Genomic DNA, 25,313 nt, shown 5'->3' on the forward strand with positions numbered 1-25,313 from the left:
CTGGACTTTAAGGAATAGAAAAAAGTGAATGATTTGTCTTTTAATATCAAAAATAATTCGTTTTTTAGGGTTTCTTTTAAATCTAGCATGGTATTTTTCTGAAAATTATGGTAAAATTAATCAAATCATATTTTGGAGGAACTTATGAAAGCGATTATTACGGTTGTTGGTAAGGATAAAAAAGGGATTGTTGCTGCTGTGTCAGCAAAAATTGCTGAATTAGGTTTGAATATTGATGATATTTCGCAAACAGTTTTGGACGAATTTTTTACCATGGTGGCTATTGTTTCATCTGACGAGCAGCAAGATTTTACGCAATTGCGTGCTGAATTTGAGGCTTATGGGGAATCTTTGAACGTTAAAATTAACATTCAAAGCGAAGCGATTTTTGATGCGATGCACAACATTTAAGGAGAGAAAGCGTGGATATTAAACAAGTCACTGAAACGATTGCGATGATTGAAGAGCAGAACTTTGATGTTCGTACGATTACCATGGGGATTTCTCTTCTTGATTGTATTGATTCTGACATTAACAAGGCAGCTGATAAGATTTATAAGAAGGTTGTGGAAAAAGCGGGATCGCTGGTCCAAGTTGGAGATGAGATTGCAGCTGAATTGGGTATTCCAATTGTGAATAAGCGAGTTTCTGTGACGCCGATTTCTATTATTGGGGCAGCGACAGATGCGACGGATTACTTGCCTTTGGCTCATGCTTTGGATAAAGCTGCTAATGATATTGGAATTGATTTTATTGGTGGATTTTCTGCCTTGGTTCAAAAAGGTTACCAAAAAGGTGATGAAATCTTGATCAATTCTATTCCTCGTGCGCTTGCAGAAACGTCTAAGGTGTGCTCTTCGGTCAATATTGGATCAACGAAGTCAGGTATTAACATGACAGCGGTGGCTGATATGGGTCGTGTTATCAAAGAAACGGCTGAATTGTCAGACTTAGGTGCGGCGAAATTGGTTGTTTTTGCAAATGCTGTGGAGGATAATCCTTTCATGGCGGGTGCCTTCCACGGTGTTGGTGAAGCAGATGTTGTTATCAATGTCGGCGTTTCTGGACCTGGTGTGGTGAAACGTGCTCTTGAAAAAGTGCGTGGTGAAAGCTTCGATGTGGTTGCAGAAACGGTTAAAAAGACGGCTTTCAAAATCACTCGTATTGGTCAATTGGTTGGGCAAATGGCCAGTGAGCGTTTGGGGGTTAAATTTGGGATTGTTGACCTATCTTTGGCGCCAACACCTGCTATCGGGGATTCTGTTGCTCGTGTCCTTGAAGAAATGGGCTTGGAAGCTGTGGGAACACATGGGACAACAGCGGCTCTTGCTTTGTTGAATGACCAAGTGAAAAAAGGTGGTATCATGGCTTGTAACCAAGTTGGTGGTTTGTCAGGTGCTTTTATCCCTGTTTCTGAAGACGAGGGAATGATTGCTGCGGTACAAAATGGTTCGCTGAATTTGGAAAAATTAGAAGCAATGACGGCTATCTGTTCTGTTGGATTGGACATGATTGCTATTCCTGAGGATACGCCACATGAAACCATTGCGGCTATGATTGCGGATGAAGCGGCTATTGGTGTTATCAACCAAAAAACAACGGCTGTCCGTATTATTCCAAAAGGAAAAGAAGGCGACATGATTGAATTTGGTGGTTTACTGGGAACGGCACCTGTTATGCGTGTCAATAGTAACTCTTCTGCTGACTTTATCAAGCGTGGGGGGCAGATTCCAGCACCTGTTCATAGCTTTAAAAACTAATTGCATACACGACCTAGGGTTGCTACAGCTGCCTCTAGGTTTTTTCTTTTTAAAATCTTTGCACTCACCACATCAGTATGTCGTAGCGCTTGAAAAATGTGCTATAATGAAGGGGTACAATGCAAGCGGATACGAGTTTTAGTTTTTAGGTGAATCAATCTAGGAGGAAGCATTATGGTCGCAACAAAATTGTATATTATTCGTCATGGAAAAACGATGTTTAACACAATTGGTCGTGCACAAGGTTGGAGTGATAGTCCGCTAACGCCTGAAGGGGAACGTGGTATTGAAGAACTCGGATTGGGTCTGAAAGATTCGGGTATCCAGTTTAAGGCTGCTTTTTCGAGCGATAGTGGACGGACCTTGCAAACTATGGAGATTATTTTGCGAGAATGTCAGCAAGAAGCGATTCCTTATACGCGTGATAAACGCATTCGTGAGTGGTGTTTTGGTAGCTTGGACGGTGGCTATGATGGGGAACTTTTCCACGGGGTTTTGCCACGAATTGTGGATAAGGATATGTCAAAACTCACTTATCAAGAAATGGTCGAAGCCATTCGTCAAGTAGATACGGCAGGATGGGCTGAAACTTGGGAAGTGTTGAGCACTCGTATTTTGGCAGGTTTCACAGAAATTGCTGAACAAATGGAGGCTACTGGTGGTGGCAATGCTATTGTCGTGAGTCACGGCATGACCATTAGTACTTTTTTATGGTTAATTGACCATTCAACGCCAAGAGGACTTGGTTTAGATAATGGTAGTGTTTCTGTTGTGGATTATGCCGATGGCAAATTCACAATCGAATCAATTGGTGATATGAGTTATCGTTTACGCGGTAAACAGCTATTAGAAGAAAGAGAAAATGAGAAAAAAGCGTAGTGTATTAGTAATTAGTTTAGTATTGGCCTTAATTATTGGCTTTTTGCTAACGGTTTTTCTGTTGGTTAGAGATGATAAGATTCAGACGGCCTCGAATGCAGCGCCAACAGCTCAAACAGAAGCATCCTCTAAGGAGCAGACGTCTGAATTGCCAAAAGTTTCCAGTGATTCTTGGGAGTTGGTTTTGGTCAATCGCGACAATACCAAGGAAGAAATGAATCCCGATGTCACGCAAATTGGCAATATTTATGTAGATTCTCGGATTGCTAACGCGGTTCAAGGCTTTTTGGCTGAAGCTCAGACGATTGACCCTAGTGAACACTTGATTTCTGGCTACCGCAGTGTTGCCTATCAAGAATCTTTATTTAACAGTTATGTAGCACAAGAAATGGCAGCCAATCCAAATCTCACTCAAGCAGAAGCTGAAGAAGTGGTTAAAACGTATTCTCAACCAGCAGGAGCGAGCGAACACCAAACGGGGCTCGCCATTGACATGAGTACAGTGGATTCTTTAAATGAGAGTGACCCTAATGTGGTAGCAAAAATCCAAGAAATTGCTCCTAAATATGGCTTTATTTTGCGTTTTCCTGAAGGCAAGAGTGACTCGACTGGTGTTGATTACGAGGACTGGCATTTCCGCTATGTCGGACCTGAATCAGCCAAATACATTACTGAGCACAACTTGACTTTGGAAGAATACATTGCTTTGTTGAAGGAGAATAATCAATGAGTTCGAGATTTTCTTTCAAACAGTTTTTGCTCTTTATTGCCGTTTTTTTAGTCGGGGTGGTTACCCCGCTTTATCTCAATCGCTCGGTGCCAAGTTCCTCAGAAAAAATGGCGGTTTCTTACAATCAAAAAGCTTTTTTTGAGGAAATTGCTCCTACGGTTCAAAAAGTGGCTAAATCTTATGGGGTTTCCCCGTCAATTATCCTAGCACAAGCAGCTCTAGAATCTGATTATGGCAGCAATTTATTAGCTGTCAAATACCATAATTTATTTGCCATCAAGGCTCAATCTGGTCAAAAATCGGTTAAATTAACCTATCAGACTTATTTTTTAAACAAATGGCAAACCAAAGAAGGACGCTTTGTGGTTTACAAATCTTGGACAGATGCCATTTATGATTATTGTGACTTATTGCAATCAGGCAAATTGCACGATAGCCAAAGTGCTTATGATATTTTGGTATCTAATAAAGGTTATAAAAAGCCTGCTCAAGCCTTGCAAGACATTGGATTTAGTAGCGACCCTGATTATGCCACAAAACTAATAAAGATTATCGAAACTTACGATTTAACGAAATACGATGCCTGATTAGCACTCTAAAAAAAGAGTGCTAATTTTTTGAGTTTTTCTCTTGACAGTCCCGAAGAAAAGAGTATAATAAAATTATGGTTAGCAGTTAACAGGTGTTAGTGCTAAAAGACGAAGGGAGGCATGAGATGATTACACAACGTCAAAATGACATCTTGAATGTCATTGTCGAATTGTTTACGCAGACACATGAACCCATCGGCTCTAAGACTTTGCAAGCAAGCATTGATTTGAGTAGCGCGACTATTCGAAACGATATGGCCAAGTTAGAAAAATTGGGCTTGCTTGAAAAGGCGCACACCTCTAGTGGACGCATGCCCAGTGCTGCTGGATTCAAATACTTTGTAGAACATTCCTTGAATCTAGATAGTATTGATGAGCGTGACATTTATCAAGTCATCAAAGCGTTTGACTTTGAACCATTTAAATTAGATGATATTTTGCATAAGGCAAGTCAGATTTTATCGGATATGTCGGGTTACACTTCCGTTATTTTGGATGTTGAACCTGCTTGCCAAAAACTGACAGCTTTTGATATCGTTCAGTTGTCAAATCACGATGCTTTAGCTGTTTTAACTTTGGATGAATGTAAACCTGCGACCATACAATTTGCGATTCCGAAAAACTTTATGTTGAAGGATTTGGCGACCTTAAAAGATATTGTCAATGAACGGTTATTAGGACGCACGGTGATGGATATCCATTACAAGTTGCGGACTGAGATTCCTCAAATTTTGCAAAAGTATTTCACTGTAACGGATAATGTATTGAATTTGTTTGATTATATTTTTGCGGATTTGTTTAAGGAATTGGTCTTTGTGGCTGGTAAGGTTCATTCGTTAGACTATGCTAGCTTAGAAACCTATCGTTTCCTTGATGACAAGCAACGGGTTGCCTTAGCATTAAGGTCTTCGATGAAAGAAGGTGAGGTTGCATCGGTTCAGGTGGCAGATAGTGAAGAAGCTGCCTTGTCTAATGTAACTGTCTTGACCCATCGCTTTTTGATTCCTTATCGTGGATTTGGTCTGCTTAGCTTGATTGGACCCATCGATATGGATTATCGTCGAAGTGTTAGCTTGATCAATGTTATCGGGCGTGTCTTGGCGATGAAGCTTGGTGATTATTACCGTTATTTAAATAGTAATCACTACGAGGTCAACTAAATTTGGTAATGAATGTGATAAAAAGATAAGGGAGGGACACAGTGTCTGAAGAAAAGAAAAACGAAGAACTTCAAAAAGAAGTTGAAGCCACTGATGTTGTGACTGAAGAAAAAGAAACCGAGCAAACACCAGAGGATGCTCAAAACGAAGCATTGCAAAAAGCTTTAGAGCGTGCGGAAGATTTGGAAAACAAATACCTTCGTGCTCATGCTGAAATGCAAAATATCCAGCGTCGTGCAAATGAAGAACGTCAACAATTGCAAAAGTATCGATCACAAGATTTAGCCAAAGGTATTTTGCCAAGTTTGGATAATTTGGAACGTGCCCTTGCGGTTGAAGGCTTGACAGATGACGTTAAAAAAGGTCTTGAAATGACCCGCAATAGCTTGATTCAAGCCCTTAAAGAAGAGGGTGTTGAAGAAGTGGTTGTGGATAACTTCGACCATAACTTGCACATGGCTGTTCAAACCTTGCCTGCTGATGATGACCATCCTGTGGATAGCATCGCAGAAGTCCTTCAAAAAGGCTATAAATTACACGACCGCTTGCTTCGTCCAGCAATGGTTGTCGTCTATAACTAATGAAAACAAAAGGTTAGTTTGTTTGATTGTGAACTAGCAATAAAAAATGTAAAAAACGATTTAAAAAATAGAGGTAAAGATTATGTCTAAAATTATTGGTATTGACTTAGGTACTACAAACTCAGCTGTCGCAGTTCTTGAAGGAACTGAAGCAAAAATCATTGCAAACCCAGAAGGTAACCGTACAACACCTTCAGTTGTATCATTCAAAAATGGTGAAATCATCGTTGGTGATGCTGCAAAACGTCAAGCAGTAACAAACCCTGATACTATTATTTCAATCAAATCTAAAATGGGTACTTCTGAAAAAGTATCTGCTAACGGTAAAGAATACACACCACAAGAAATTTCAGCTATGATTCTTCAATACCTTAAAGGTTATGCTGAAGATTACCTTGGTGAAAAAGTAACAAAAGCTGTTATCACTGTTCCTGCTTACTTCAACGACGCACAACGTCAAGCAACAAAAGACGCTGGAAAAATCGCTGGTTTGGAAGTCGAACGTATCGTTAACGAACCAACAGCTGCTGCCCTTGCTTATGGTCTTGATAAAACAGATAAAGATGAAAAAATCTTAGTATTTGACCTTGGTGGTGGTACATTCGACGTGTCAATCCTTGAACTTGGTGATGGTGTCTTTGATGTATTGGCAACAGCAGGTGATAACAAACTTGGTGGGGACGACTTTGACCAAAAAATCATTGATTGGTTAGTTGCTGACTTCAAAAACGAACATGGTGTAGATCTTAGCCAAGATAAAATGGCTCTTCAACGTTTGAAAGATGCTGCTGAAAAAGCTAAGAAAGACCTTTCAGGTGTGACACAAACACAAATTTCACTTCCATTCATCACTGCAGGTGCTGCTGGACCTCTTCACTTGGAAACAAGCCTTACACGTGCGAAATTTGATGATTTGACTCGTGATCTTGTTGACCGTACAAAAACACCAGTTCGTCAAGCTCTTCAAGATGCTGGTCTCTCAATGTCTGACATTGACGAAGTTATCCTTGTCGGTGGTTCAACTCGTATCCCTGCCGTTGTAGAAGCTGTTAAAGCTGAAACTGGCAAAGAACCAAACAAATCAGTTAACCCTGATGAAGTAGTTGCTATGGGTGCTGCTATCCAAGGTGGTGTTATCACTGGTGATGTTAAAGACGTCGTTCTTCTTGACGTAACTCCATTGTCACTTGGTATCGAAACTATGGGTGGTGTATTTACAAAACTTATCGATCGTAACACTACTATCCCAACTTCTAAATCACAAGTCTTCTCAACAGCTGCTGATAACCAACCAGCTGTAGATATCCACGTTCTTCAAGGTGAACGTCCAATGGCTGCTGATAACAAAACTCTTGGTCGTTTCCAATTGACTGATATCCCAGCTGCACCTCGTGGTATCCCTCAAATCGAAGTAACATTTGATATCGATAAAAACGGTATCGTATCTGTTAAAGCTAAAGACCTTGGTACTCAAAAAGAACAACACATCGTTATCCAATCTAACTCAGGTTTGACTGATGAAGAAATTGAAAAAATGATGAAAGATGCAGAAGCTAACGCAGAAGCTGATGCTAAACGTAAAGAAGAAGTTGACCTTCGTAACGAAGTTGATCAAGCTATCTTTGCAACAGAAAAAACAATCAAAGAAACTGAAGGCAAAGGCTTTGATACAGAACGTGATGCTGCTCAATCTGCTCTTGATGAATTGAAAGCTGCTCAAGAAGCTAACAATCTTGAAGATATGAAAGCTAAACTTGAAGTTCTTAATGAAAAAGCTCAAGCACTTGCTGTTAAAATGTACGAACAAGCTGCTGCAGCTCAACAAGCAGCACAAGGTGCTGAAGGTGCTCAATCAACTGACTCATCAGACAATGGTGATGACGTTGTTGACGGCGAATTTACTGAAAAATAATTCATCCAAGAAACGTTAGGGTTCCATTTTACGAAACGGCCCTAGCTATTTGCAGATGACTTACTGACTGAATGAAGTTAATCGACTTTGTTTCTTGATAAGTTATAAAGAATCCAGAGGTTGCAAAACATCAACCTCTGTTTTTGAATAAGTAGTAGCATTATGTTGACCAATCTTTTTAATGATGAAGAAAGGAAAGTGCTCAGAAATGAGCACGGGCTACGGACTGTGTCAGATAGATAGATTTTTCGAGGACGTCAATATTTCTTGTCGCATCTTCTATTTGACTTTGTCCGCTTAACGCCCTTTGTATCTTAATTATGAATAATACAGAATTTTACGATCGTTTGGGTGTTTCAAAGGACGCTTCGCAAGATGAGATTAAAAAAGCTTATCGCAAAATGTCGAAAAAATATCACCCAGATATAAATAAAGAACCTGGTGCAGAAGAAAAGTACAAAGAAGTTCAAGAAGCCTATGAAACCTTAGGTGACGAACAAAAACGTGCTGCTTACGACCAATACGGTGCTGCTGGAGCCAACGGTGGCTTCGGTGGTGGTACCGGTGGCTTTGATGGCTTTAACGGTGGAGCTGGATTTGGCGGCTTTGAAGACATCTTTTCAAGTTTCTTCGGTGGCGGTGGTGCAACACGTAATCCAAATGCACCTCGTCAGGGGGATGACTTACAATACCGTGTAGACTTGACTTTTGAAGAAGCTGTCTTTGGTGTTGAAAAAGAAGTGTCTTACAACCGTGAAGCAACGTGTGAAACCTGCTCTGGTACAGGAGCTAAGCCAGGTACTAGCCCTGTAACATGTAGCCGTTGTCATGGTCAAGGTGTCATTAACGTCGATACACAAACCCCACTTGGTATGATGCGTCGTCAAGTCACTTGTGATGTCTGCCACGGTACTGGTAAAGAAATCAAAGACCCATGTCCCACTTGTCATGGTAGTGGTCATGAAAAGAAAAGACACAAAGTATCTGTTAAAATCCCAGCAGGGGTTGAAACAGGTCAACAAATCCGCTTGCAAGGTCAAGGGGAAGCTGGCTTTAACGGTGGACCTTATGGTGACCTCTTTGTCATCATTAAAGTCTTACCAAGCAAGGAATTTGAACGTGACGGCTCAACCATCTATTACAGCATGAACATTAGTTTTGTTCAAGCAGCTCTTGGTGATACGGTTGAAGTACCAACTGTACATGGTAAGGTTGAATTGACAATTCCAGCAGGAACACAAACAGGTAAGACTTTCCGTCTAAGAGGTAAAGGGGCTCCTAAATTGCGTGGTGGCGGTCAAGGTGACCAACACGTTACCGTTAATATTGTAACCCCAACAAAACTCAACCCTGCCCAAGTTGCAGCATTGAAAGATTTTGCTAAGGCTGGTGGTGACAAGCCAGTCACTCTTAAGAAAAAAGGTTTGTTCGATAAAGCCAAAGATTTTTTCGAAGGGGAATAAGATAGAAAGAGGTTAGACCAAGAGGTCTAGCTTCTTTTTTGTGGCACTTCATCTGTATGGGGACAGATTGATCTAAATTTTCTGGAAAGTCTTTTGCTAAGATGATAAAATACAGTCATGGTTAGATATAAAGCAACAATTTCTTATGATGGGAGGCTCTTTGCTGGTTTTCAGCGTCAGACAAGTGAGCGTTCGGTTCAAGAAGAGTTAGAAAAAACCTTGCAAAAGCTAAATAGTGGTCAACCTGTTAAGGTACACGGTGCTGGGCGGACAGATTCGGGTGTGCATGCTTATGGGCAAGTTGTGCATTTTGATTTGCCGCAAGCGCGTGATGTGGAAAAATTGCGATTTGGTTTGGATACGCAATCGCCAGAGGATATGGATGTGGTGCGTGTCGAACAAGTTAGCGATGACTTTCATGCTCGCTACAACAAGCATAGCAAAACCTACGAATTTTTAGTGGATGCGGGACGTCCTAAAAATCCGATGATGCGGCATTACGCTACGCATTACGCTTATCCGTTGGATTTGGCTGCTATGCAAGAGGCTATTAAGGATTTGGTGGGAACGCACGATTTTACGGGTTTTACCGCCTCTGGAACATCGGTGGAAAATAAGGTGCGTACGATTACACGAGCGACAGTTGACATTGATGAAAAGACAGGTTTTTATGTCTTTACGTTTAGCGGCAATGGCTTTTTGTACAAACAAGTGCGTAACATGGTGGGAACCTTGTTGAAAATCGGTAACGGTCGGATGCCAGTCAGTCAAATTCAGACGGTTTTGGAGTCGAAAAATCGTGATTTGGCAGGACCAACGGCAGCAGGCAATGGGCTTTATTTGAAGGAGATTATTTATGACGAATAATTATATTTTGGCTATTTCAGGAAACGATATTTTCAGTGGCGGTGGGCTTTATGCTGATTTGGCAACCTACACGACCAATAAGCTCCACGGCTTTTTGGCTGTGACGTGTTTGACAGCATTGACAGAAAAAGGTTTTGACGTTTTTGCAACCGATGAAACCGTCTTTTCTCACCAGCTCAATAGCCTAAAAGATGTGCCGTTTTCAGGTATCAAATTAGGCTTGTTGCCCAATGTGACAATTGCTGATTTGGCACTGGATTTTGTTAAAACGCATCAAGAGATTCCTATCGTGTTGGACCCTGTTTTGGTTTGTAAGGAAAAACATGATGTGGAAGTGTCAGCTCTGCGTGATGAGTTGTTGAAATTCTTCCCTTACGTGACCATTATCACACCAAACTTGGTAGAAGCGGAGCTATTGACCCAAAAATCAATCAAAACCTTGGACGATATGAAGGCAGCTGCCAAACAATTGCACCAGTTAGGCGCAAAATATGTGGTGGTTAAGGGTGGCAATCGTTTGAGTCAAGACAAGGCGATTGATGTCTTTTATGACGGTGAAGATTGGACTGTTTTGGAATCACCCGTCCTTGACAATAACAATATCGGTGCGGGTTGTACGTTTGCCTCAAGCATTGCCAGTCAATTGGTGCTTGGGCATTCACCAAAAGAGGCGGTGAAACTGTCAAAAGACTTTGTCTATCAAGCTATTCGCCATTCAGACCAATACGGAGTAAAGCAGAATTATGAGGAGAACTAATACACGTGATATTGCCTTGATGGCGGTTTTGACGGCTTTGAGCGTGGTTTTAGCCTATATCCATATTCCGACACCAACAGGTTATTTGACCCTGTTAGATGCTGGTATTTATTTCACGGCGTTTTACCTTGGATCAAGAGCTGGTGCGGTTGTGGGTGGCTTGTCAGGCTTTTTGATTGATTTACTGCTGGGGTATCCTCAGTACATGATTCACAGTCTGATTGCCCACGGTGCCCAAGGTTACTTTGCTGGTTGGAGCGGGAAAAAGCGACCTTTGGGGTTGATTTTGGCGAGTGTGTCAATGGTTGGTTGGTATTTTATCGCGACTTTGCTACTGGGCTATGGTCTGGGTGCAGCTTTGGCTGGTATTTTGGGCAATCTCTTGCAAAACTGCTTTGGAATGCTGGTTGGTTACTTGATTTACCTCGCTTATTCACGCATCGAAAAGCGCTAATAGCTAAAGAAAACAAAGGAAGAAGGTTAGCATGGATTTAAAGGAATTAGAAACACAAACGCGTGCGATTGTTGTTGATGTCATTGAACGCTCTGCTATTAAAAAAGGACAGCTTTTTGTCCTTGGCTTATCATCAAGCGAAGTTATCGGAGGTAACATTGGCAAGAATAGCAGCGCTGAGGTTGGCGAAGTGGTTGTGTCAGTGCTATTGGAAGAACTGGGAAAACGTGGCATTCACTTGGCTGTTCAAGGCTGCGAACATTTAAACCGTGCTTTGGTGGTAGAAAGAGAAGTGGTAGAGGCAAAAGATTTGGAAATCGTCAATGTCATTCCTAACCTGCACGCAGGTGGCAGCGGTCAAGTGGCAGCCTTCAAATTGATGTCAGACCCTGTGGAAGTTGAAGAAGTCGTGGCTCATGCTGGCTTGGATATTGGCGATACTTTTATTGGTATGCACGTCAAACGCGTCCAAGTTCCTTTGATTCCAGTGAGTCGTGAATTGGGGAAAGCGCACGTTACGGCCCTTGCTAGCCGTCCAAAATTAATTGGTGGCAATCGTGCGACCTACACGCCTGACCCTATTCGTAAGAGTTTAATCTGATAACACAAAAACCAGTACAGACGTACTGGTTTATTTGCTTTTGACAGGGTTAGTGTACATGGTTGGCAAGGCAATGCCATGCTCCAAAAGCGCTTCTTGGTAAAGGCTATAAAATTGAGTGTAAATTTCCTCTTGAGTGCCGTTTTGAACGATGATATTCACACGAAAGACGAGCTGCGAAGCCGTATTGGTTCGTGGTCCTAAAATGCTCGGTTGTCCAACAATGGCAGGATAATTGGCAAGCTCTTCAGCGTTGACTTGCTTGATAATTGTTGAAATACCTTCCAAATCACTATGCGCATAAATGGGAATGTCAATTTGCACACGCATATTGCCGCGAGATTTGTTTGACACGACAGTGATATTGCGGTTGGGAATGAAATTCAAGGTACCATCAAAACCACGAACTTGAGTAGTGCGGATACCCACGCTGGCAATAGTTCCCTCCACAGAATCCAACACCACAGAGTCCCCCACTTCAAATTGATTTTCAAGTAAAATGAAGAATCCATTGACCACGTCGGTCAAAAAACCTTGAGCTCCAAGTCCAATAGCAACCCCAGCAAGCCCAGCCCCAGCAAGAAGGCTGTAAATTGGAATGCCTAATACATAAAGCACACAATAAATGAGCATAAAATACAAGGTGTAATTCATGATATTGTGAAGTAGCTTGATGATGGTCTTTTGCCGAGCCTCTGTCTGATGCGACAAGCTAATGGATTTTTTGATGGCATGCTCAAAAATAAATTCAGCCACTCGCTTGGCAATAAGAAACAAAAGCAAAATAATGAGCAGCGAAACGACCTTAGAAATCACATTAAAAGCCACCTGCTCAACATGAAGTTGTTCAATGTAATCGTTAATAATTTTCATACTATTTAGTTTAGTAAAAAATAGTAGAAGAGGCAAGCTATAGATAAATAAGGATAAGGTTTTTTATTAAGTGGAGATTTTTTAAACTTTAGTTTAAAATAAGAAATTAATTAGAAACTTGGAGTCATAGATGGATTTTATTTCACTAGTAAATGCTCATTATGAGGATCTCAATCTTCAAGAGAAAAAAATAGTTGCTTATTTGCAGCAATTAGAGACACCTCCTAAGGAGTTGACTAGTCGAAGATTAGCAGATGCTTTCTTGTTTCACGTTCAAGTATTTTTCGATTGTTAAAAAAATTAAATCTTGAGAGTTTTGCAGAATTGAAGTACATTCTTCAAAAAGATAGTTCTCCAAAAGCGTTTAAGAAGGAATCAAGCTTTACTAAAGTTGTACAAAATTATCACACTTATATTGATCAAATTTTTGAAAAATTAAATTTAACTTCGGTTATTAAATTATTGATAAAAACCAATACACTTTACCTATATGGTACAGGCAATGAACAGAAGCTTGAAGTTGAAATGCTTAGATGCTATTTACCTCTGTAGGAAAAAAGGTTATCGTTTTTTTGATAAGGGTGAATACGATTACCTGAAGGATAATATGACAAAAAAAGATTTATTGATTTTGTTATCTTATAAGGGTGAATCCGCAGAAGGAGTAAATTTATTAATAGATAGTCAAATAAGAGGAATAACAAGAGTAGTTTTTACTTGTACTTCAAGAAATACGATGGCCCAATTATCTGATTATTGTCTTTACGTACCAACAGAATAAATAAAAACTCCTACTAGGTTAACTTATGAAGTAAGTACTACTTTTTATTTTATTATTGAACAATTATTCTTAGAATATGTAGATGAGTTAGAAAGGAGTCAAAAGGGTGACACTAAGCGAAATAGTTCATAGAAAAAAACTAAAAATGACACCAATTGATTGGCAGATTTATGATTATTTAACTTCTTCTGCTAGTACTAATATCACAATTTCGAGTGTAGCGGCTCATACTCATGTTTCAACAACAACTGCCTTTAGATTCTGTCAAAAATTAGGTTTAACTGGTTTTGGTGAACTAAAAGCAATCTTGAAGGAAGTTTCTGATAACAAAATTGCTAATCGTGATTTGGTTTGAAGAACTTATCATGATATTGTAGAATATATTGATAGATATGAAATCTCACAATTAAAAGATAAGTTGTTTGAAAGCAAAGAAATATATATTCGCCTATAGTGAATTGGAGTTGAGGTTAGCAAAAGAGTTTCAACGAATTTTTTTCCCATTAATAAGCCGATTTTTATTTTACCAAATACAAAATCTTTAAGTGCTACTTTTGATGAGATAAGAAATAATATTTTGTTTTTCTTGTCTATTGATAGTAACATAGATTATCCGATTATTTTACATGACAGTCATCAAATGAGCAGTGTGTATACAGTTTTACTAAGTGATGTACGGTATATACCCGTTATTTCAAATGAACATATGTTGATTCCGACTGTGGATGATAGTCGCCATTCCGATTTTAGATATTCACAAATGCTTATTACACCTTCTATTTTGGCGCTTGAAATGCTTTATTTGAAACTACAATTAGAATAATGGACAATTTTACATTTTTAGTAAAAAAGTTTAAAAGGAGAGCATATTTATAAAACTGCTAGGAACGGTTGCCTAGTAGTTTTTTTTATATCTATAATAAAAAATGTAAACGGAAACAAAACATTGAGGTGAAAGAATGAATAGTAGAAACTGGTGGCAATCTGAAGTTATTTATCAAATTTACCCATGGAGTTTTCAAGATAGTAATAGTGACGGAGTTGGAGATATACAAGGAATTATTTCGCGCTTGGATTATTTAGCAGATCTAGGAATAACCTCCATTTGGATAAGTCCAATTTACCAATCTCCTATGGCAGATAATGGATATGATATCTCAGATTATTATACTATTGCTCCAGAGTTTGGAACAATCGATGATTTTAAGGATTTATTACATGAAGCTAAAAAGCGAGACATAAAAATTATTTTAGATTTAGTAGTTAATCATACCTCAGATGAACATATCTGGTTTCAGAAAGCATTAAGAGACAAAAATTCAAAATATAGAAATTACTATATTTTTAAAGAGTCTCCTACTCCTCCAACAAATTGGTGTTCGATTTTTGGAGGAAATGTCTGGGGAAAAACTCCCTGAGTTAAGAAATGAAATCTATACAATGATTAACTAGTGGTTAGACTTAGAAATTTCGGGATTTAGAGTTGATGCGATTACATTTATTAAAAAAGATCTTAAATTCCAATCTATTGAACCAGATGGAGTAGATGGATTGGCTAAGTGTACAAAAGTTAGCCGTAATCAACCGAGTATAGAAATTTTTTTGTCTGAATTACAAGAAAAATGCTTTAAGTCAAATCAAGCAGTTACCATCGCAGAAGCACCAGGTGTGGAATATGATCAACTTGATGACTTCATTGGAAAAGATGGATTCTTTTCAATGATCTTTGATTTTAAAGCTGCAGATTTGGATGTAGCAAGTGGTAGTGAGTAGTTTAAACCTATTAAATGGAAGCCTAAGGATTTATTTAATAAAATAAAAGACTCTCAGGTAGCTATTCAAAAAGTTGGCTGGGGAGCTCCTTTTATTGAAAATCATGATCAAAATAGAGCACCAAGTAAATATCTTGGGTCTCAGCAAACAAGTTCTGCTGCTCAAAAAGCTCTTGCGTTACTCTATTTCAGAAGGCTTAACTCCAGCGGAGGCGATGGATATTATAAATTATCGTAGTCGAGACAATGCTCGGACTCCTATGCAATGGGATGAATCTGAATTTGTTGGTTTTTCAAACGTTAAACCTTGGATATATATTACAGAGAGATAACAAGTTAGGAATGTGGCAAGTCAAGTTAAAACTTCATCAAGTCTTTGGCATTTTTATCAAAAATTAATCCAAATCAAAAAAAGTCCTATGCATGAAGCGTTAACGTTTGGAAAAATTGATTTTCTTGAGGATAAGGACGAAGATATTTTTATCTACAGAAGATACGATAGTCAAAATTCTTATTTTATAGTTATTAACTTTTCTGAAGATGTGAAGATTTTAGATAAGTTTAAAAATCGTATTGAAATTTTATTAGATAACGGACAAGTAAAGAGTTTTAATAATAAATTACAATTGGAAACTTATGGAGCGGTACTAATAAAGGAGAAAATCTGATGACAAATAATAAATACCATGATATAGCAAGTGAGATTTTAGAAATAGTTGGACCTGATAATATTGTATCAGCAATCCATTGTGCCACACGCTTGCGTTTAATTGTTAAAGATAAGGATAAAATAGATACAAAAGCTATTGAAAAAGTTGATGAAGTTAAAGGAACATTTTTCAATAGCGGTCAGTATCAGATTATTTTAGGGACAGGAATTGTCAATAAAGTATTTGAAGAGTTGGAGGCAATGAATGTTTCAACTATAGATAAAAGTCAGCAAGATGAGTATGTTAAGTCTCAAGAAAAAGGTATAAAAGCGTTGATGAGAACACTAGGGGATATTGTTGTACCTATTGTTCCTGTTATTGCAGCTACTAGTTTATTTTTGGGGCTAAAAGGTGTTATTTTTAATGATAATGTTTTATCACTTTTTGGCTTATCAACAGATATTTTTCCAGACTACTTAAATTCATTGGTTTCAGTACTGACGGATACAGTTTTTAGCTTCTTACCAGCATTAATTACGATGTCTTCCTTTCGTGTTTTTAAAGGAACATCTATGATTGGTTTGGTTATTGGTTTAATGTTAGTAGCTCCTCAGTTACCTAATGCTTATTCTGTTCCATCAGGCGATACAAAGGCAATTATGGTTGGTGGTTTTCTTCCTGTAATGGGAGCACAAGGATCGGTTGTGACAGCTATTTTAACTGGTTATATTGGAGCGACTATTGAACGTAAACTACGAAAAGTAATGCCAAATTCTTTAGATTTGATTATGACTCCATTTCTTACGATGTTTGCAACAATTGTAATAGCATTATTAGGGTTTGCTCCAATAGTTCATTGGTTGGAGACTATATTGATTGCTGTTACTCAAGCAGTAATGAACATACCATTTGGAATAGGTGGTTTCTTTGTAGGAGCTACTTATCCACTAGCTGTTATTACAGGACTTCATCATATGTATGTTGTTATTGAGACCTCTTTATGAGCTAATACAGAATTCAACCAACTGATTACACTTTGTGCCATGTAGGTGTTGCCAATCTTGGTTCTTCTTTAGCTTTCTATAGTTCTGCTAAAAATGCTAAGGTAAAACAGACAGTAATGGGAGCTTTCATGTCACAATTATTCGGAGTTAGTGAACCTGTCTTGTTTGGTTTGCATTTAAGATATAATCTTAAGCCATTGTATATTATGCTTTTTTCTTCTGGACTTGGAGCAGCCATACTTTCAATTTTTCGTATTCAATCTAATTCGTATGGTTTAGCAGTAGTTCCGTCATATCTAATGTACATTTATAATAGCTATCAGTTACTTGTTTATTTTGCTGTTTCAGTTATTACTGTAGTAGTGTGCTACACGTTGACAAAATTACTTGCAATTCCAGATGAAATTTTAGTGGAAGACGAATAATTATTTTTAAAGAACTGCATCCTAGTATGAGGTTTTATATCTGAATACTAGGGTGCATTTAAAATGTTATAGATTCATTTTAGGTAGTTATGTAGAATCCCAATCCAAACATGGATGACAATAGTTGTATTTTTGCTTGCACTGTTGAATGTATATCTAGAACCTTTTTTACTGGTTTTAGAATGGTAAAAACATCACTATTTTATACAAAAAACTTTAAAAAGCCTCTAAAATATGATAAACTAAACTGTATATAAAATTTTAAGGAGAAATGACCTCATGTCTGTATCATTTGAAAACAAAGCCACTAACCGTGGTGTGATTACATTCACAATTGGTCAAGACAAAATCAAACCAGCTCTTGACAAAGCATTCAATAAAATTAAGAAAGATTTGAACGCACCTGGATTCCGTAAAGGACACATGCCACGTGCCGTATTCAACCAAAAATTTGGTGAAGAAGCTCTTTACGAAGATGCTTTGAACGCTATTCTTCCAGAAGCATACGAAGCAGCTGTTGCTGAACTTAGCCTTGACGTTGTTGCTCAACCAAAAATTGACATCAAATCAATGGAAAAAGGTCAAGAATGGACTTTGACTGCAGAAGTTGTTACAAAACCAGAAGTGAAACTTGGTGCTTACAAAGACCTTGAAGTTTCAGTTGACGCTACAAAAGAAGTTACTGATGCTGAAGTAGATGAAAAAGTAGAACGCGAACGTAACAACCTTGCTGAATTGGTTGTTAAAGACGACGCTGCAGAACTTGGTGACACTGTTGTTATCGACTTCGTTGGTTCAGTTGACGGTGTTGAATTTGACGGTGGTAAAGGCGAAAACTTCTCACTTGAACTTGGTTCAGGTCAATTCATCCCAGGTTTCGAAGACCAATTAGTTGGTGCTAAAGCTGGTGAAACTGTTGAAGTTAACGTAACATTCCCAGAAAACTACCAAGCTGAAGACCTTGCTGGTAAAGACGCTAAATTCGTGACAACTATCCACGAAGTAAAAGCAAAAGAAGTACCAGCTCTTGACGATGAATTGGCTAAAGATATCGACGAAGAAGTGGAAACACTTGACGAATTGAAAGCTAAATACCGTAAAGAACTTGAATCAGCTAAAGAAATTGCTTACGATGACGCTGTTGAAGCTGCTGCCATTGAATTGGTTGTTGAAAACGCAGAAATCGTTGAATTGCCAGAAGAAATGGTTCATGACGAAGTACACCGTGCAATGAACGAATTCATGGGCAACATGCAACGCCAAGGTATCTCTCCAGAAATGTACTACCAATTGACAGGTACATCTGAAGAAGACCTTCACAAACAATACGAAGCAGACGCTGACAAACGCGTTAAAACAAACCTTGTTATCGAAGCAATCGCTAAAGCTGAAGGATTTGAAGCTAGCGACGAAGAAATCGAAAAAGAAATCAACGATTTGGCTTCAGAATACAACATGGAAGTGGAACAAGTTCGTCACCTTCTTTCACCTGAAATGCTTAAACATGATATCGCAATGAAAAAAGCGGTTGATGTTATCACAAGCTCAGTTAAAGTGAAATAAGCTTACTGATACGAACCATTCAAGTCAAGTAATCTTGTATTACTTGACTTTTTATTATTTTTGCTGAAAAATCTTTTGACGAATACCTAAAATTAGCGTAAAATAAAGAGTGACAAATTTTAGACAATAGGTTTTTTGTAGCTACTGGCTCATATCCTAAAATAAATAAGGAGAATTACCTTGGAATTAGAAGTATTTGCTGGACAAGAAAAAAATGAACTCTCAATGGTTGAAGTAGCTCGTGCTATTTTAGAAGAGCGTGGCCGTGATCATGAGATGTACTTCAGCGATCTTGTGAACGAGATTCAAAATTACCTCGAAAAATCAGACGCAGATATTCGTGAAGCGTTACCTTACTTTTATTCTGCATTAAATGTGGATGGTAGTTTTATTCCACTTGGGGATAACAAATGGGGCCTTCGTTCATGGTATGCTATTGATGAGATTGACGAAGAAATCATCACTCTTGAAGAAGATGAAAACGGAGAACCAAAACGCAAGAGAAAACGTGTCAATGCCTTCATGGATGGTGATGAAGATGCTATTGACTACTCAGACGATGATCCAGAAGATGAAGATTTCACACCAAAATTAGCTGATATGGAATACGACGAAGAAAATCCAGATGATGAAAAATCAGAAGTGGAATCTTACGATTCAGAAATCAACGAAATCATCCCTGATGATGAATTAGACGAAGACGTTGACATCAACGAAGAAGATGACGATGACGACGATGATGATTTGGACGAGGAAGAATAAGTTTTTCGAAAACAATCAGATCATTATGGTTATCGTTTGACAATTTATCAAAGATAACATATAATGTTAATCGGGCACCTCTTTTTGATTTGAGAGGTCATGTAAAAGCTCCCTAACTTTTAGGGGGCTGTTTTTGTTTTTTTAAAATAGTTGTCTATGTGCGTTGGAACCCCATGCCGACAAGGCTACCCAAACGCTAATTATAAGTGATGCGATTTTATTCAAGCACTTATCATTTTATTTTTAAAGGAGTTTTTTAATGACGAAGTATATTTTTGTTACTGGTGGTGTGGTGTCTTCTATTGGTAAAGGTATTGTCGCTGCAAGTCTTGGTCGTTTATTGAAAAATCGCGGGCTTAAGGTAACCATCCAAAAATTTGACCCTTACATTAATATTGACCCAGGGACAATGAGTCCTTACCAACACGGTGAAGTTTACGTGACTGATGATGGGGCTGAAACAGACCTTGACCTTGGTCACTACGAACGTTTTATTGATATTAATCTTAACAAATATTCGAATGTTACAACTGGTAAAATCTATAGCGAAGTGCTTCGAAAAGAACGTAAAGGGGAATACCTTGGAGCAACTGTTCAGGTTATTCCACATATCACAGACGCGTTGAAAGAAAAAATTAAACGTGCTGCAGCTACGACAGATTCTGATGTTATTATCACTGAAGTTGGTGGTACTGTTGGTGATATTGAAAGCCTTCCTTTCCTTGAAGCATTGCGCCAAATGAAGGCAGACGTTGGTTCTGACAATGTGATGTACATTCACACAACCTTGTTACCTTACTTGAAGGCAGCTGGTGAAATGAAAACCAAACCAACTCAACACTCTGTAAAAGAGTTGCGTGGATTAGGGATTCAACCAAATATGTTGGTTATCCGTACAGAAAAACCAGCTGGGCAAGGCATTAAAAACAAATTGGCTCAATTCTGTGACGTGGCTCCAGAAGCTGTTATTGAATCACTTGATGTGGATCATATTTACCAAATTCCACTCAATATGCAAGCTCAAAACATGGACCAAATCGTATGTGACCACTTGAAATTGGATGTGCCAAAAGCGGATATGTCAGAATGGTCTGCAATGGTTGATAAGATTATGAATCTTAAAAACTCAACACGAATTGCCCTTGTTGGGAAATACGTTGAATTGCCAGATGCTTACCTTTCAGTTGTTGAAGCTCTTAAACACTCAGGTTACATCAACGATACAGCTATCAACCTCAAATGGGTTAATGCCAATGATTTGACAGCTAAAAATGCTGAAGAAATGCTTGGCGATGTTGATGGTATCATTGTTCCTGGTGGATTTGGTCAACGTGGTACAGAAGGTAAGATTGAAGCTATCCGCTATGCGCGTGAAAATGACGTGCCAATGCTTGGTATCTGTCTTGGTATGCAATTGACTTGTGTGGAATTTGCCCGTAACGTCTTGCATTTAGAAGGGGCTAACTCAGCCGAACTTGATCCTGATACAAAATACCCAATCATCGATATCATGCGTGATCAAATCGATATTGAAGACATGGGTGGAACACTCCGTCTAGGACTTTACCCATGTAAATTGAAACCAGGTTCACGTGCAGCACAAGCTTATAATAACCAAGAAGTGGTGCAACGCCGTCACCGTCACCGTTACGAATTCAACACGAAATTCCGTGACCAATTTGAAGAAGCTGGCTTTGTCTTTTCAGGTGTGTCACCAGATAACCGCTTGATGGAAGTGGTTGAATTGCCAGAGAAGAAATTCTTCGTAGCTGCTCAATACCACCCAGAACTTCAAAGCCGTCCAAACCGTCCAGAAGAACTCTACACTGCTTTTGTGACAGCGGCAATCGAAAATAGCAAATAATAAATCAAAGATTCTTCAAGCAAGTGCTTAGAGAATCTTTTTTTAACCAAATTTCACTTTGATTTTACTTTTTAGGGGTGAAAATATAGTATAATAGTTACTATGAGAAATTTGAGAATTAGAAAAAGTCGTGTCGTTTTGTGGGGAGTACTGCTGGTTTTTGCGGCTAGTGTTGGAGCGAGTTTTTATTTCTTCCACGTAGCGCAAATTCGTGAAGAAAAGTCTTTTATCAACAACAATGGGCGTTCAAAAGACAATCCCTTGTATCAATATGAGCAAGAATTTGATCAATTGCCAAAAGAAACGCTTTGGATGACCAATCAAGGGCTCAAGCAAGATGCTTGGTATTTACCTGCTAAAACACAAACGGATAAGACAGTTATCGTTGTGCATGGGTTTACCAATGATAAAGAGGATATGAAGCCTTATGCGTGGATGTTTCATGAGTTGGGCTACAACGTTCTGATGCCTGATAATATGTCACATGGGGACAGTGAGGGGCGTATTATTGGTTATGGTTGGAATGACCGCCTAAACGTCATCAAGTGGGCTGATTTACTGGTAGAGAAAAAACCCAATTCTCAGATTACCTTATTTGGTGTGTCAATGGGAGCAGCGACTGTGATGATGGCTTCTGGAGAAGAAAGCTTGCCAAAACAAGTCGTTGGTATTATTGAAGATTGCGGCTACAGCAGCGTTTGGGATGAATTGAAATACCAAGCTAAAGAAATGTACAATTTACCGGCATTTCCGATTTTGTATGAGGTTTCTGCCTTGTCGAAATTGCGAGCTGGATTCTCTTATGGTGAAGCAAGTAGTGTTAACCAGCTGAAGAAAAACACATTGCCTATTTTGTTCATCCATGGTAGTCAAGATGATTTTGTTCCAACTAGCATGGTTTACAAAAATTATCAAGCCACTAAAGGACCAAAAGAATTGTATATTGTCAAAGGAGCTAAGCATGCCAACTCTTTTGAAACCGATCCGAAAGGCTACATGGAAAAAATAGCACAATTTTTGAAAAAATATGAAAAAAGTTATTGACATCTTCTTGGGTAGCTGATATAATATAATACGTTGTTAAGGAACAGCGGGAATGGCGGAATTGGCAGACGCGCAGGACTAAGGATCCTGTGATCGCTTTAGATCGTGAGGGTTCAAGTCCCTCTTTCCGCAGAGTAAAAACACGTATGAAAAGAGAGAATCTTGGTATTCTCTCTTTTTTTGTATTTTATGGGTTTCAAAACTGTGATTTGTGAAAAAACTCTCCAATTCGTAAGTAATACTAGCAATCTGAATTAATTTGTGATAAAATGTACTTGTAAATGGGGAATATCCCAAAAAATAAATAGGAGGCCTATATAATGGCAATCGTTTCAGCAGAAAAATTTGTCCAAGCAGCTCGTGACAATGGTTACGCAGTTGGTGGTTTTAACACAAACAACCTTGAATGGACTCAAGCAATCCTACGTGCAGCAGAAGCTAAACAAGCTCCAATCCTTATCCAAACTTCTATGGGTGCTGCTAAATACATGGGTGGTTACAAACTTTGTAAAACACTTATCGAAAACCTTGTAGAATCAATGGGTATCACTGTACCAGTTGCTATTCACCTTGACCACGGTCACTTTGACGATGCTTTGGAATGTATCGAAGTTGGTTACACTTCAGTTATGTTTGACGGTTCACACCTTCCAATCGAAGAAAACCTTGAAAAAGCTAAAGAAGTTGTAGCTAAAGCACACGCTAAAGGTATCTCAGTTGAAGCTGAAGTTGGTACTATCGGTGGTGAAGAAGATGGTATCATCGGTGACGGTGAACTTGCTCCAATCGAAGACGCTAAAGCTATGGTTGAAACTGGTATCGACTTCTTGGCTGCAGGTATCGGTAACATCCACGGACCATACCCAGAAAACTGGAAAGGTCTTCACCTTGATCACCTTGAAAAATTAACTGCTGCGATTCCTGGTTTCCCAATTGTATTGCACGGTGGATCTGGTATTCCTGATGACCAAATCAAAGCTGCTATCAAACTTGGTGTTGCTAAAGTTAACGTTAACACTGAATGCCAAATCGCATTTGCAAAAGCAACTCGTAAATTTGTTGCTGACTACGAAGCAAATGAAGCAGAATACGATAAGAAAAAACTTTTCGACCCACGTAAATTCTTGAAACCAGGTTTCGAAGCTATTACAGAAGCTGTTGAAGAACGTATCGACGTATTCGGTTCAGCAAACAAAGCTTAATTAGATTATATAAGCTTGAAAATAAAGGGTTTGTCCAATATGGACAAGCCTTTTTCTTATGTTTTGCCCCCGATTTCTAAATTTCAGTTCGTTTTGATTATAGAAGTAGCGCAATTATGTTTATTTTGTCAATTGATCAATCATTGGAGTGATTGTGTTCTTAGTCTTCTGTGTAACGTGTAAATAGATTTGTGTTACTCGACTCCCCCTTGTGTGTCCAACACGATCTTGAATGGCCTCCAAGGGTACTCCTTGTTCAGCTAAAAAGCTGATATGCGTGTGTCGGAAGATATGAGTTGTAATATGTTTCTTGAAACTAAGCTTATTGTCAATATCGATGCCTGCTCGTCTCGGCTTTCCCTTGCGGTTTAGTTTACCATTTTCTGAAGAGTTGAGGAAGTTGTTTAAGACACTGTAATGAAGAGGAGTTCCATTGTAATCAGGTTTATGGATGCTCTTAGATGTGAAAATCCATCCATTATCTTTATAGTCTGGATTGAATTCTATATGATGATGATTTAATTCAATTTCTTCTTGTAGAATTTCAACTGACGAAAATTTAGAAAAAGTTGAAAAGAGCTTTTATGTAATTTTAAGTGCTATAAAGCAAGAAGGTGCCATAAATAAGGAATATAAGAGAATTGAGTTTACTAATAAAGTCTTGTTATTAGTAAATAACCTAGAATGTATAGAAATTCCATATGAGGAATTTGAATTCTTTTCTCAAATTGTTCTTGAATCTATTAAATCTGGTAAAGGAACTTTTGAAATTCCAGAAATTGAACCATTCTTACAAAAAATAAAGATAACAAAAATAAAAGCAAGTAATGATAGTAAAAAAGATATCATATTTAAAATACATGATGACTTCACTGGTGCTGAGCCTATAATTGGATTCTCAATTAAATCTTATATTGGAAATAAGCCTACACTACTTAACGCAAGCGGTGTGACAAAAGTCCAATATAAGTTATCGAGACCTCTTTCCACATATGAAGTTGAATTTTTACATAATATTAATACTAGAACAAAAATCAAGGATCGTGTCGAATATATCAAAGATAAAGGAGTTCTTTTAGATTTTGATAGTATGATAAATGAAACATTTAATAGAAATTTGCAGATGGTAGATTATAGAATGCCAGAAATTTTAGGTAATTTATTTTTAGAATCTTATTTTGTAGAAGGAAAGTCAATTTCTGACGTAGTGGATAAGTATTGCGATGAATTTTCTGAAGATAAGGAAATAATAATTCATAAAGTTAAAGACCTATTAGTAGCTGTTGCACTTGGGATGGAGCCGAATACAAAATGGACAGGATTGGAAGATGCTAATGGAGGATATATTGTTGTAAAAGATGATGGTGAAGTCCTCTGCTATCATATTTATGATAGAAATAAACTACGGAATTACTTGTTTAGGAATACAAAATTTGATAGTCCATCTAGCAGTTGAACTGGTGCGGGGTTAATAACTGTTCACAATGGAGAGCAAAAATTTTCATTAACAATCCAAATAAGGTTTTAGTTATTTGCAAAAGTTTCAATAAAAGTTCACACTACTCAGAACAACTTGATTAAAACCATATGAAAATTTTGTTCATAGAAAGTTATAAAAA

26 protein-coding genes, 1 tRNA gene and 1 pseudogene are annotated in these 25,313 nt (G+C 38.3%); 26 read left to right on the forward strand and 2 right to left on the reverse strand.

What is annotated here, in order from left to right:
- Window positions 1–144: 144 nt before the first annotated feature.
- The 13 genes from B3R79_RS05850 to B3R79_RS05910 all read left to right on the forward strand — a co-directional run bounded on the left by B3R79_RS05850 (window position 145) and on the right by B3R79_RS05910 (window position 11,754).
- Window positions 145–411, forward strand: a complete 267-nt coding sequence (locus tag B3R79_RS05850) for an ACT domain-containing protein (RefSeq protein WP_293695562.1) — start codon at window positions 145–147, stop codon at window positions 409–411.
- A gap of 11 nt (window positions 412–422) precedes the next feature.
- Entirely contained in the window at window positions 423–1,760 is a 1,338-nt protein-coding gene (locus B3R79_RS05855) for a PFL family protein (protein WP_168261478.1), read from the forward strand.
- A 174-nt stretch (window positions 1,761–1,934) separates the two neighbouring features.
- Entirely contained in the window at window positions 1,935–2,639 is a 705-nt protein-coding gene (locus tag B3R79_RS05860; RefSeq protein ID WP_168261479.1) for a histidine phosphatase family protein, read from the forward strand.
- Entirely contained in the window at window positions 2,623–3,369 is a 747-nt protein-coding gene (locus B3R79_RS05865) for a M15 family metallopeptidase (protein ID WP_293695565.1), read from the forward strand. The genes B3R79_RS05860 and B3R79_RS05865 overlap by 17 nt, the downstream gene beginning before the upstream one ends.
- Window positions 3,366–3,956: a glycoside hydrolase family 73 protein gene (locus B3R79_RS05870; RefSeq protein WP_154454802.1), complete on the forward strand. Its 591-nt coding sequence runs from the start codon at window positions 3,366–3,368 to the stop codon at window positions 3,954–3,956. Before B3R79_RS05865 ends, B3R79_RS05870 begins: the two co-directional genes overlap by 4 nt.
- 128 nt (window positions 3,957–4,084) lie before the next feature.
- Window positions 4,085–5,119: a heat-inducible transcriptional repressor HrcA gene (hrcA, locus tag B3R79_RS05875; RefSeq protein ID WP_293695568.1), complete on the forward strand. Its 1,035-nt coding sequence runs from the start codon at window positions 4,085–4,087 to the stop codon at window positions 5,117–5,119.
- A gap of 41 nt (window positions 5,120–5,160) precedes the next feature.
- Window positions 5,161–5,700 carry a nucleotide exchange factor GrpE gene (gene grpE / locus B3R79_RS05880; protein ID WP_168261421.1) on the forward strand — a complete coding sequence of 180 codons (540 nt, stop codon included), beginning with the start codon at window positions 5,161–5,163 and terminating at the stop codon, window positions 5,698–5,700.
- 82 nt (window positions 5,701–5,782) lie between these two features.
- Window positions 5,783–7,612: a molecular chaperone DnaK gene (gene dnaK, locus B3R79_RS05885; RefSeq protein WP_168261420.1), complete on the forward strand. Its 1,830-nt coding sequence runs from the start codon at window positions 5,783–5,785 to the stop codon at window positions 7,610–7,612.
- A 320-nt stretch (window positions 7,613–7,932) separates the two neighbouring features.
- On the forward strand, window positions 7,933–9,075 hold the full coding sequence (dnaJ, locus tag B3R79_RS05890; RefSeq protein ID WP_168261419.1) for a molecular chaperone DnaJ: 1,143 nt from the start codon (window positions 7,933–7,935) through the stop codon (window positions 9,073–9,075).
- A gap of 117 nt (window positions 9,076–9,192) precedes the next feature.
- Window positions 9,193–9,942 carry a tRNA pseudouridine(38-40) synthase TruA gene (gene truA / locus B3R79_RS05895; RefSeq protein WP_264879719.1) on the forward strand — a complete coding sequence of 250 codons (750 nt, stop codon included), beginning with the start codon at window positions 9,193–9,195 and terminating at the stop codon, window positions 9,940–9,942.
- Complete coding sequence (locus B3R79_RS05900; RefSeq protein WP_168261417.1) at window positions 9,932–10,699, forward strand: bifunctional hydroxymethylpyrimidine kinase/phosphomethylpyrimidine kinase; 768 nt, start codon at window positions 9,932–9,934, stop codon at window positions 10,697–10,699. The genes truA and B3R79_RS05900 overlap by 11 nt, the downstream gene beginning before the upstream one ends.
- Entirely contained in the window at window positions 10,686–11,153 is a 468-nt protein-coding gene (locus tag B3R79_RS05905; protein ID WP_168261416.1) for an ECF transporter S component, read from the forward strand. The genes B3R79_RS05900 and B3R79_RS05905 overlap by 14 nt, the downstream gene beginning before the upstream one ends.
- A gap of 31 nt (window positions 11,154–11,184) precedes the next feature.
- Window positions 11,185–11,754, forward strand: a complete 570-nt coding sequence (locus B3R79_RS05910) for a TIGR01440 family protein (protein ID WP_154454809.1) — start codon at window positions 11,185–11,187, stop codon at window positions 11,752–11,754.
- 30 nt (window positions 11,755–11,784) lie between these two features.
- Here B3R79_RS05910 and B3R79_RS05915 read toward each other — a convergent pair whose 3' ends face one another.
- Window positions 11,785–12,627: a mechanosensitive ion channel family protein gene (locus B3R79_RS05915; RefSeq protein WP_168261415.1), complete on the reverse strand. Its 843-nt coding sequence runs from the start codon at window positions 12,625–12,627 to the stop codon at window positions 11,785–11,787.
- 130 nt (window positions 12,628–12,757) lie between these two features.
- Between B3R79_RS05915 and B3R79_RS05920 the strand changes: the two genes are divergently transcribed.
- The 12 genes and pseudogenes from B3R79_RS05920 (at window position 12,758) to B3R79_RS05990 (ending at window position 23,694) form a co-directional block, all read left to right on the forward strand.
- A complete protein-coding gene (locus B3R79_RS05920) occupies window positions 12,758–12,922 on the forward strand; it encodes a hypothetical protein (protein WP_240928848.1) in 165 nt (54 codons plus the stop codon).
- Between the two features lie 207 nt (window positions 12,923–13,129).
- A complete protein-coding gene (locus tag B3R79_RS05925; RefSeq protein ID WP_293695577.1) occupies window positions 13,130–13,408 on the forward strand; it encodes an SIS domain-containing protein in 279 nt (92 codons plus the stop codon).
- A 106-nt stretch (window positions 13,409–13,514) separates the two neighbouring features.
- A complete protein-coding gene (locus B3R79_RS05930) occupies window positions 13,515–13,763 on the forward strand; it encodes a hypothetical protein (protein WP_293675057.1) in 249 nt (82 codons plus the stop codon).
- 604 nt (window positions 13,764–14,367) lie between these two features.
- Window positions 14,368–15,848: pseudogene (locus tag B3R79_RS07475) on the forward strand (alpha-amylase family glycosyl hydrolase).
- A complete protein-coding gene (locus B3R79_RS05955) occupies window positions 15,848–16,834 on the forward strand; it encodes a PTS transporter subunit EIIC (RefSeq protein WP_293695580.1) in 987 nt (328 codons plus the stop codon). Before B3R79_RS07475 ends, B3R79_RS05955 begins: the two are co-directional and overlap by 1 nt.
- A 128-nt stretch (window positions 16,835–16,962) precedes the next feature.
- On the forward strand, window positions 16,963–17,259 hold the full coding sequence (locus B3R79_RS05960; RefSeq protein WP_239472535.1) for a hypothetical protein: 297 nt from the start codon (window positions 16,963–16,965) through the stop codon (window positions 17,257–17,259).
- Between the two features lie 279 nt (window positions 17,260–17,538).
- The gene (gene tig / locus B3R79_RS05965) at window positions 17,539–18,822 is read left to right on the forward strand and encodes a trigger factor (protein WP_293695583.1); all 1,284 of its coding nucleotides are present in this window, start codon (window positions 17,539–17,541) and stop codon (window positions 18,820–18,822) included.
- A gap of 180 nt (window positions 18,823–19,002) precedes the next feature.
- Window positions 19,003–19,584: a DNA-directed RNA polymerase subunit delta gene (rpoE, locus tag B3R79_RS05970; RefSeq protein ID WP_168261413.1), complete on the forward strand. Its 582-nt coding sequence runs from the start codon at window positions 19,003–19,005 to the stop codon at window positions 19,582–19,584.
- A gap of 259 nt (window positions 19,585–19,843) precedes the next feature.
- A complete protein-coding gene (locus B3R79_RS05975; protein WP_293695589.1) occupies window positions 19,844–21,448 on the forward strand; it encodes a CTP synthase in 1,605 nt (534 codons plus the stop codon).
- Window positions 21,449–21,550: 102 nt separating this feature from the next.
- A complete protein-coding gene (locus tag B3R79_RS05980; protein WP_168261412.1) occupies window positions 21,551–22,492 on the forward strand; it encodes an alpha/beta hydrolase in 942 nt (313 codons plus the stop codon).
- A gap of 46 nt (window positions 22,493–22,538) precedes the next feature.
- Window positions 22,539–22,624 (forward strand) — tRNA-Leu (locus B3R79_RS05985).
- A gap of 188 nt (window positions 22,625–22,812) precedes the next feature.
- Entirely contained in the window at window positions 22,813–23,694 is an 882-nt protein-coding gene (locus B3R79_RS05990; protein WP_168261411.1) for a class II fructose-bisphosphate aldolase, read from the forward strand.
- Window positions 23,695–23,814: 120 nt separating this feature from the next.
- Here B3R79_RS05990 and B3R79_RS07445 read toward each other — a convergent pair whose 3' ends face one another.
- Window positions 23,815–24,237: a tyrosine-type recombinase/integrase gene (locus B3R79_RS07445; protein ID WP_309297186.1), complete on the reverse strand. Its 423-nt coding sequence runs from the start codon at window positions 24,235–24,237 to the stop codon at window positions 23,815–23,817.
- Between the two features lie 58 nt (window positions 24,238–24,295).
- Between B3R79_RS07445 and B3R79_RS06000 the strand changes: the two genes are divergently transcribed.
- Window positions 24,296–25,150: an HpaII family restriction endonuclease gene (locus B3R79_RS06000; protein ID WP_293695597.1), complete on the forward strand. Its 855-nt coding sequence runs from the start codon at window positions 24,296–24,298 to the stop codon at window positions 25,148–25,150.
- The last annotated feature ends 163 nt before the right edge of the window (window positions 25,151–25,313 follow it).

The organism is Streptococcus sp. UBA3373 (genome assembly GCF_002360305.1).
In the GTDB taxonomy this organism is placed as follows: domain Bacteria; phylum Bacillota; class Bacilli; order Lactobacillales; family Streptococcaceae; genus Streptococcus; species Streptococcus alactolyticus.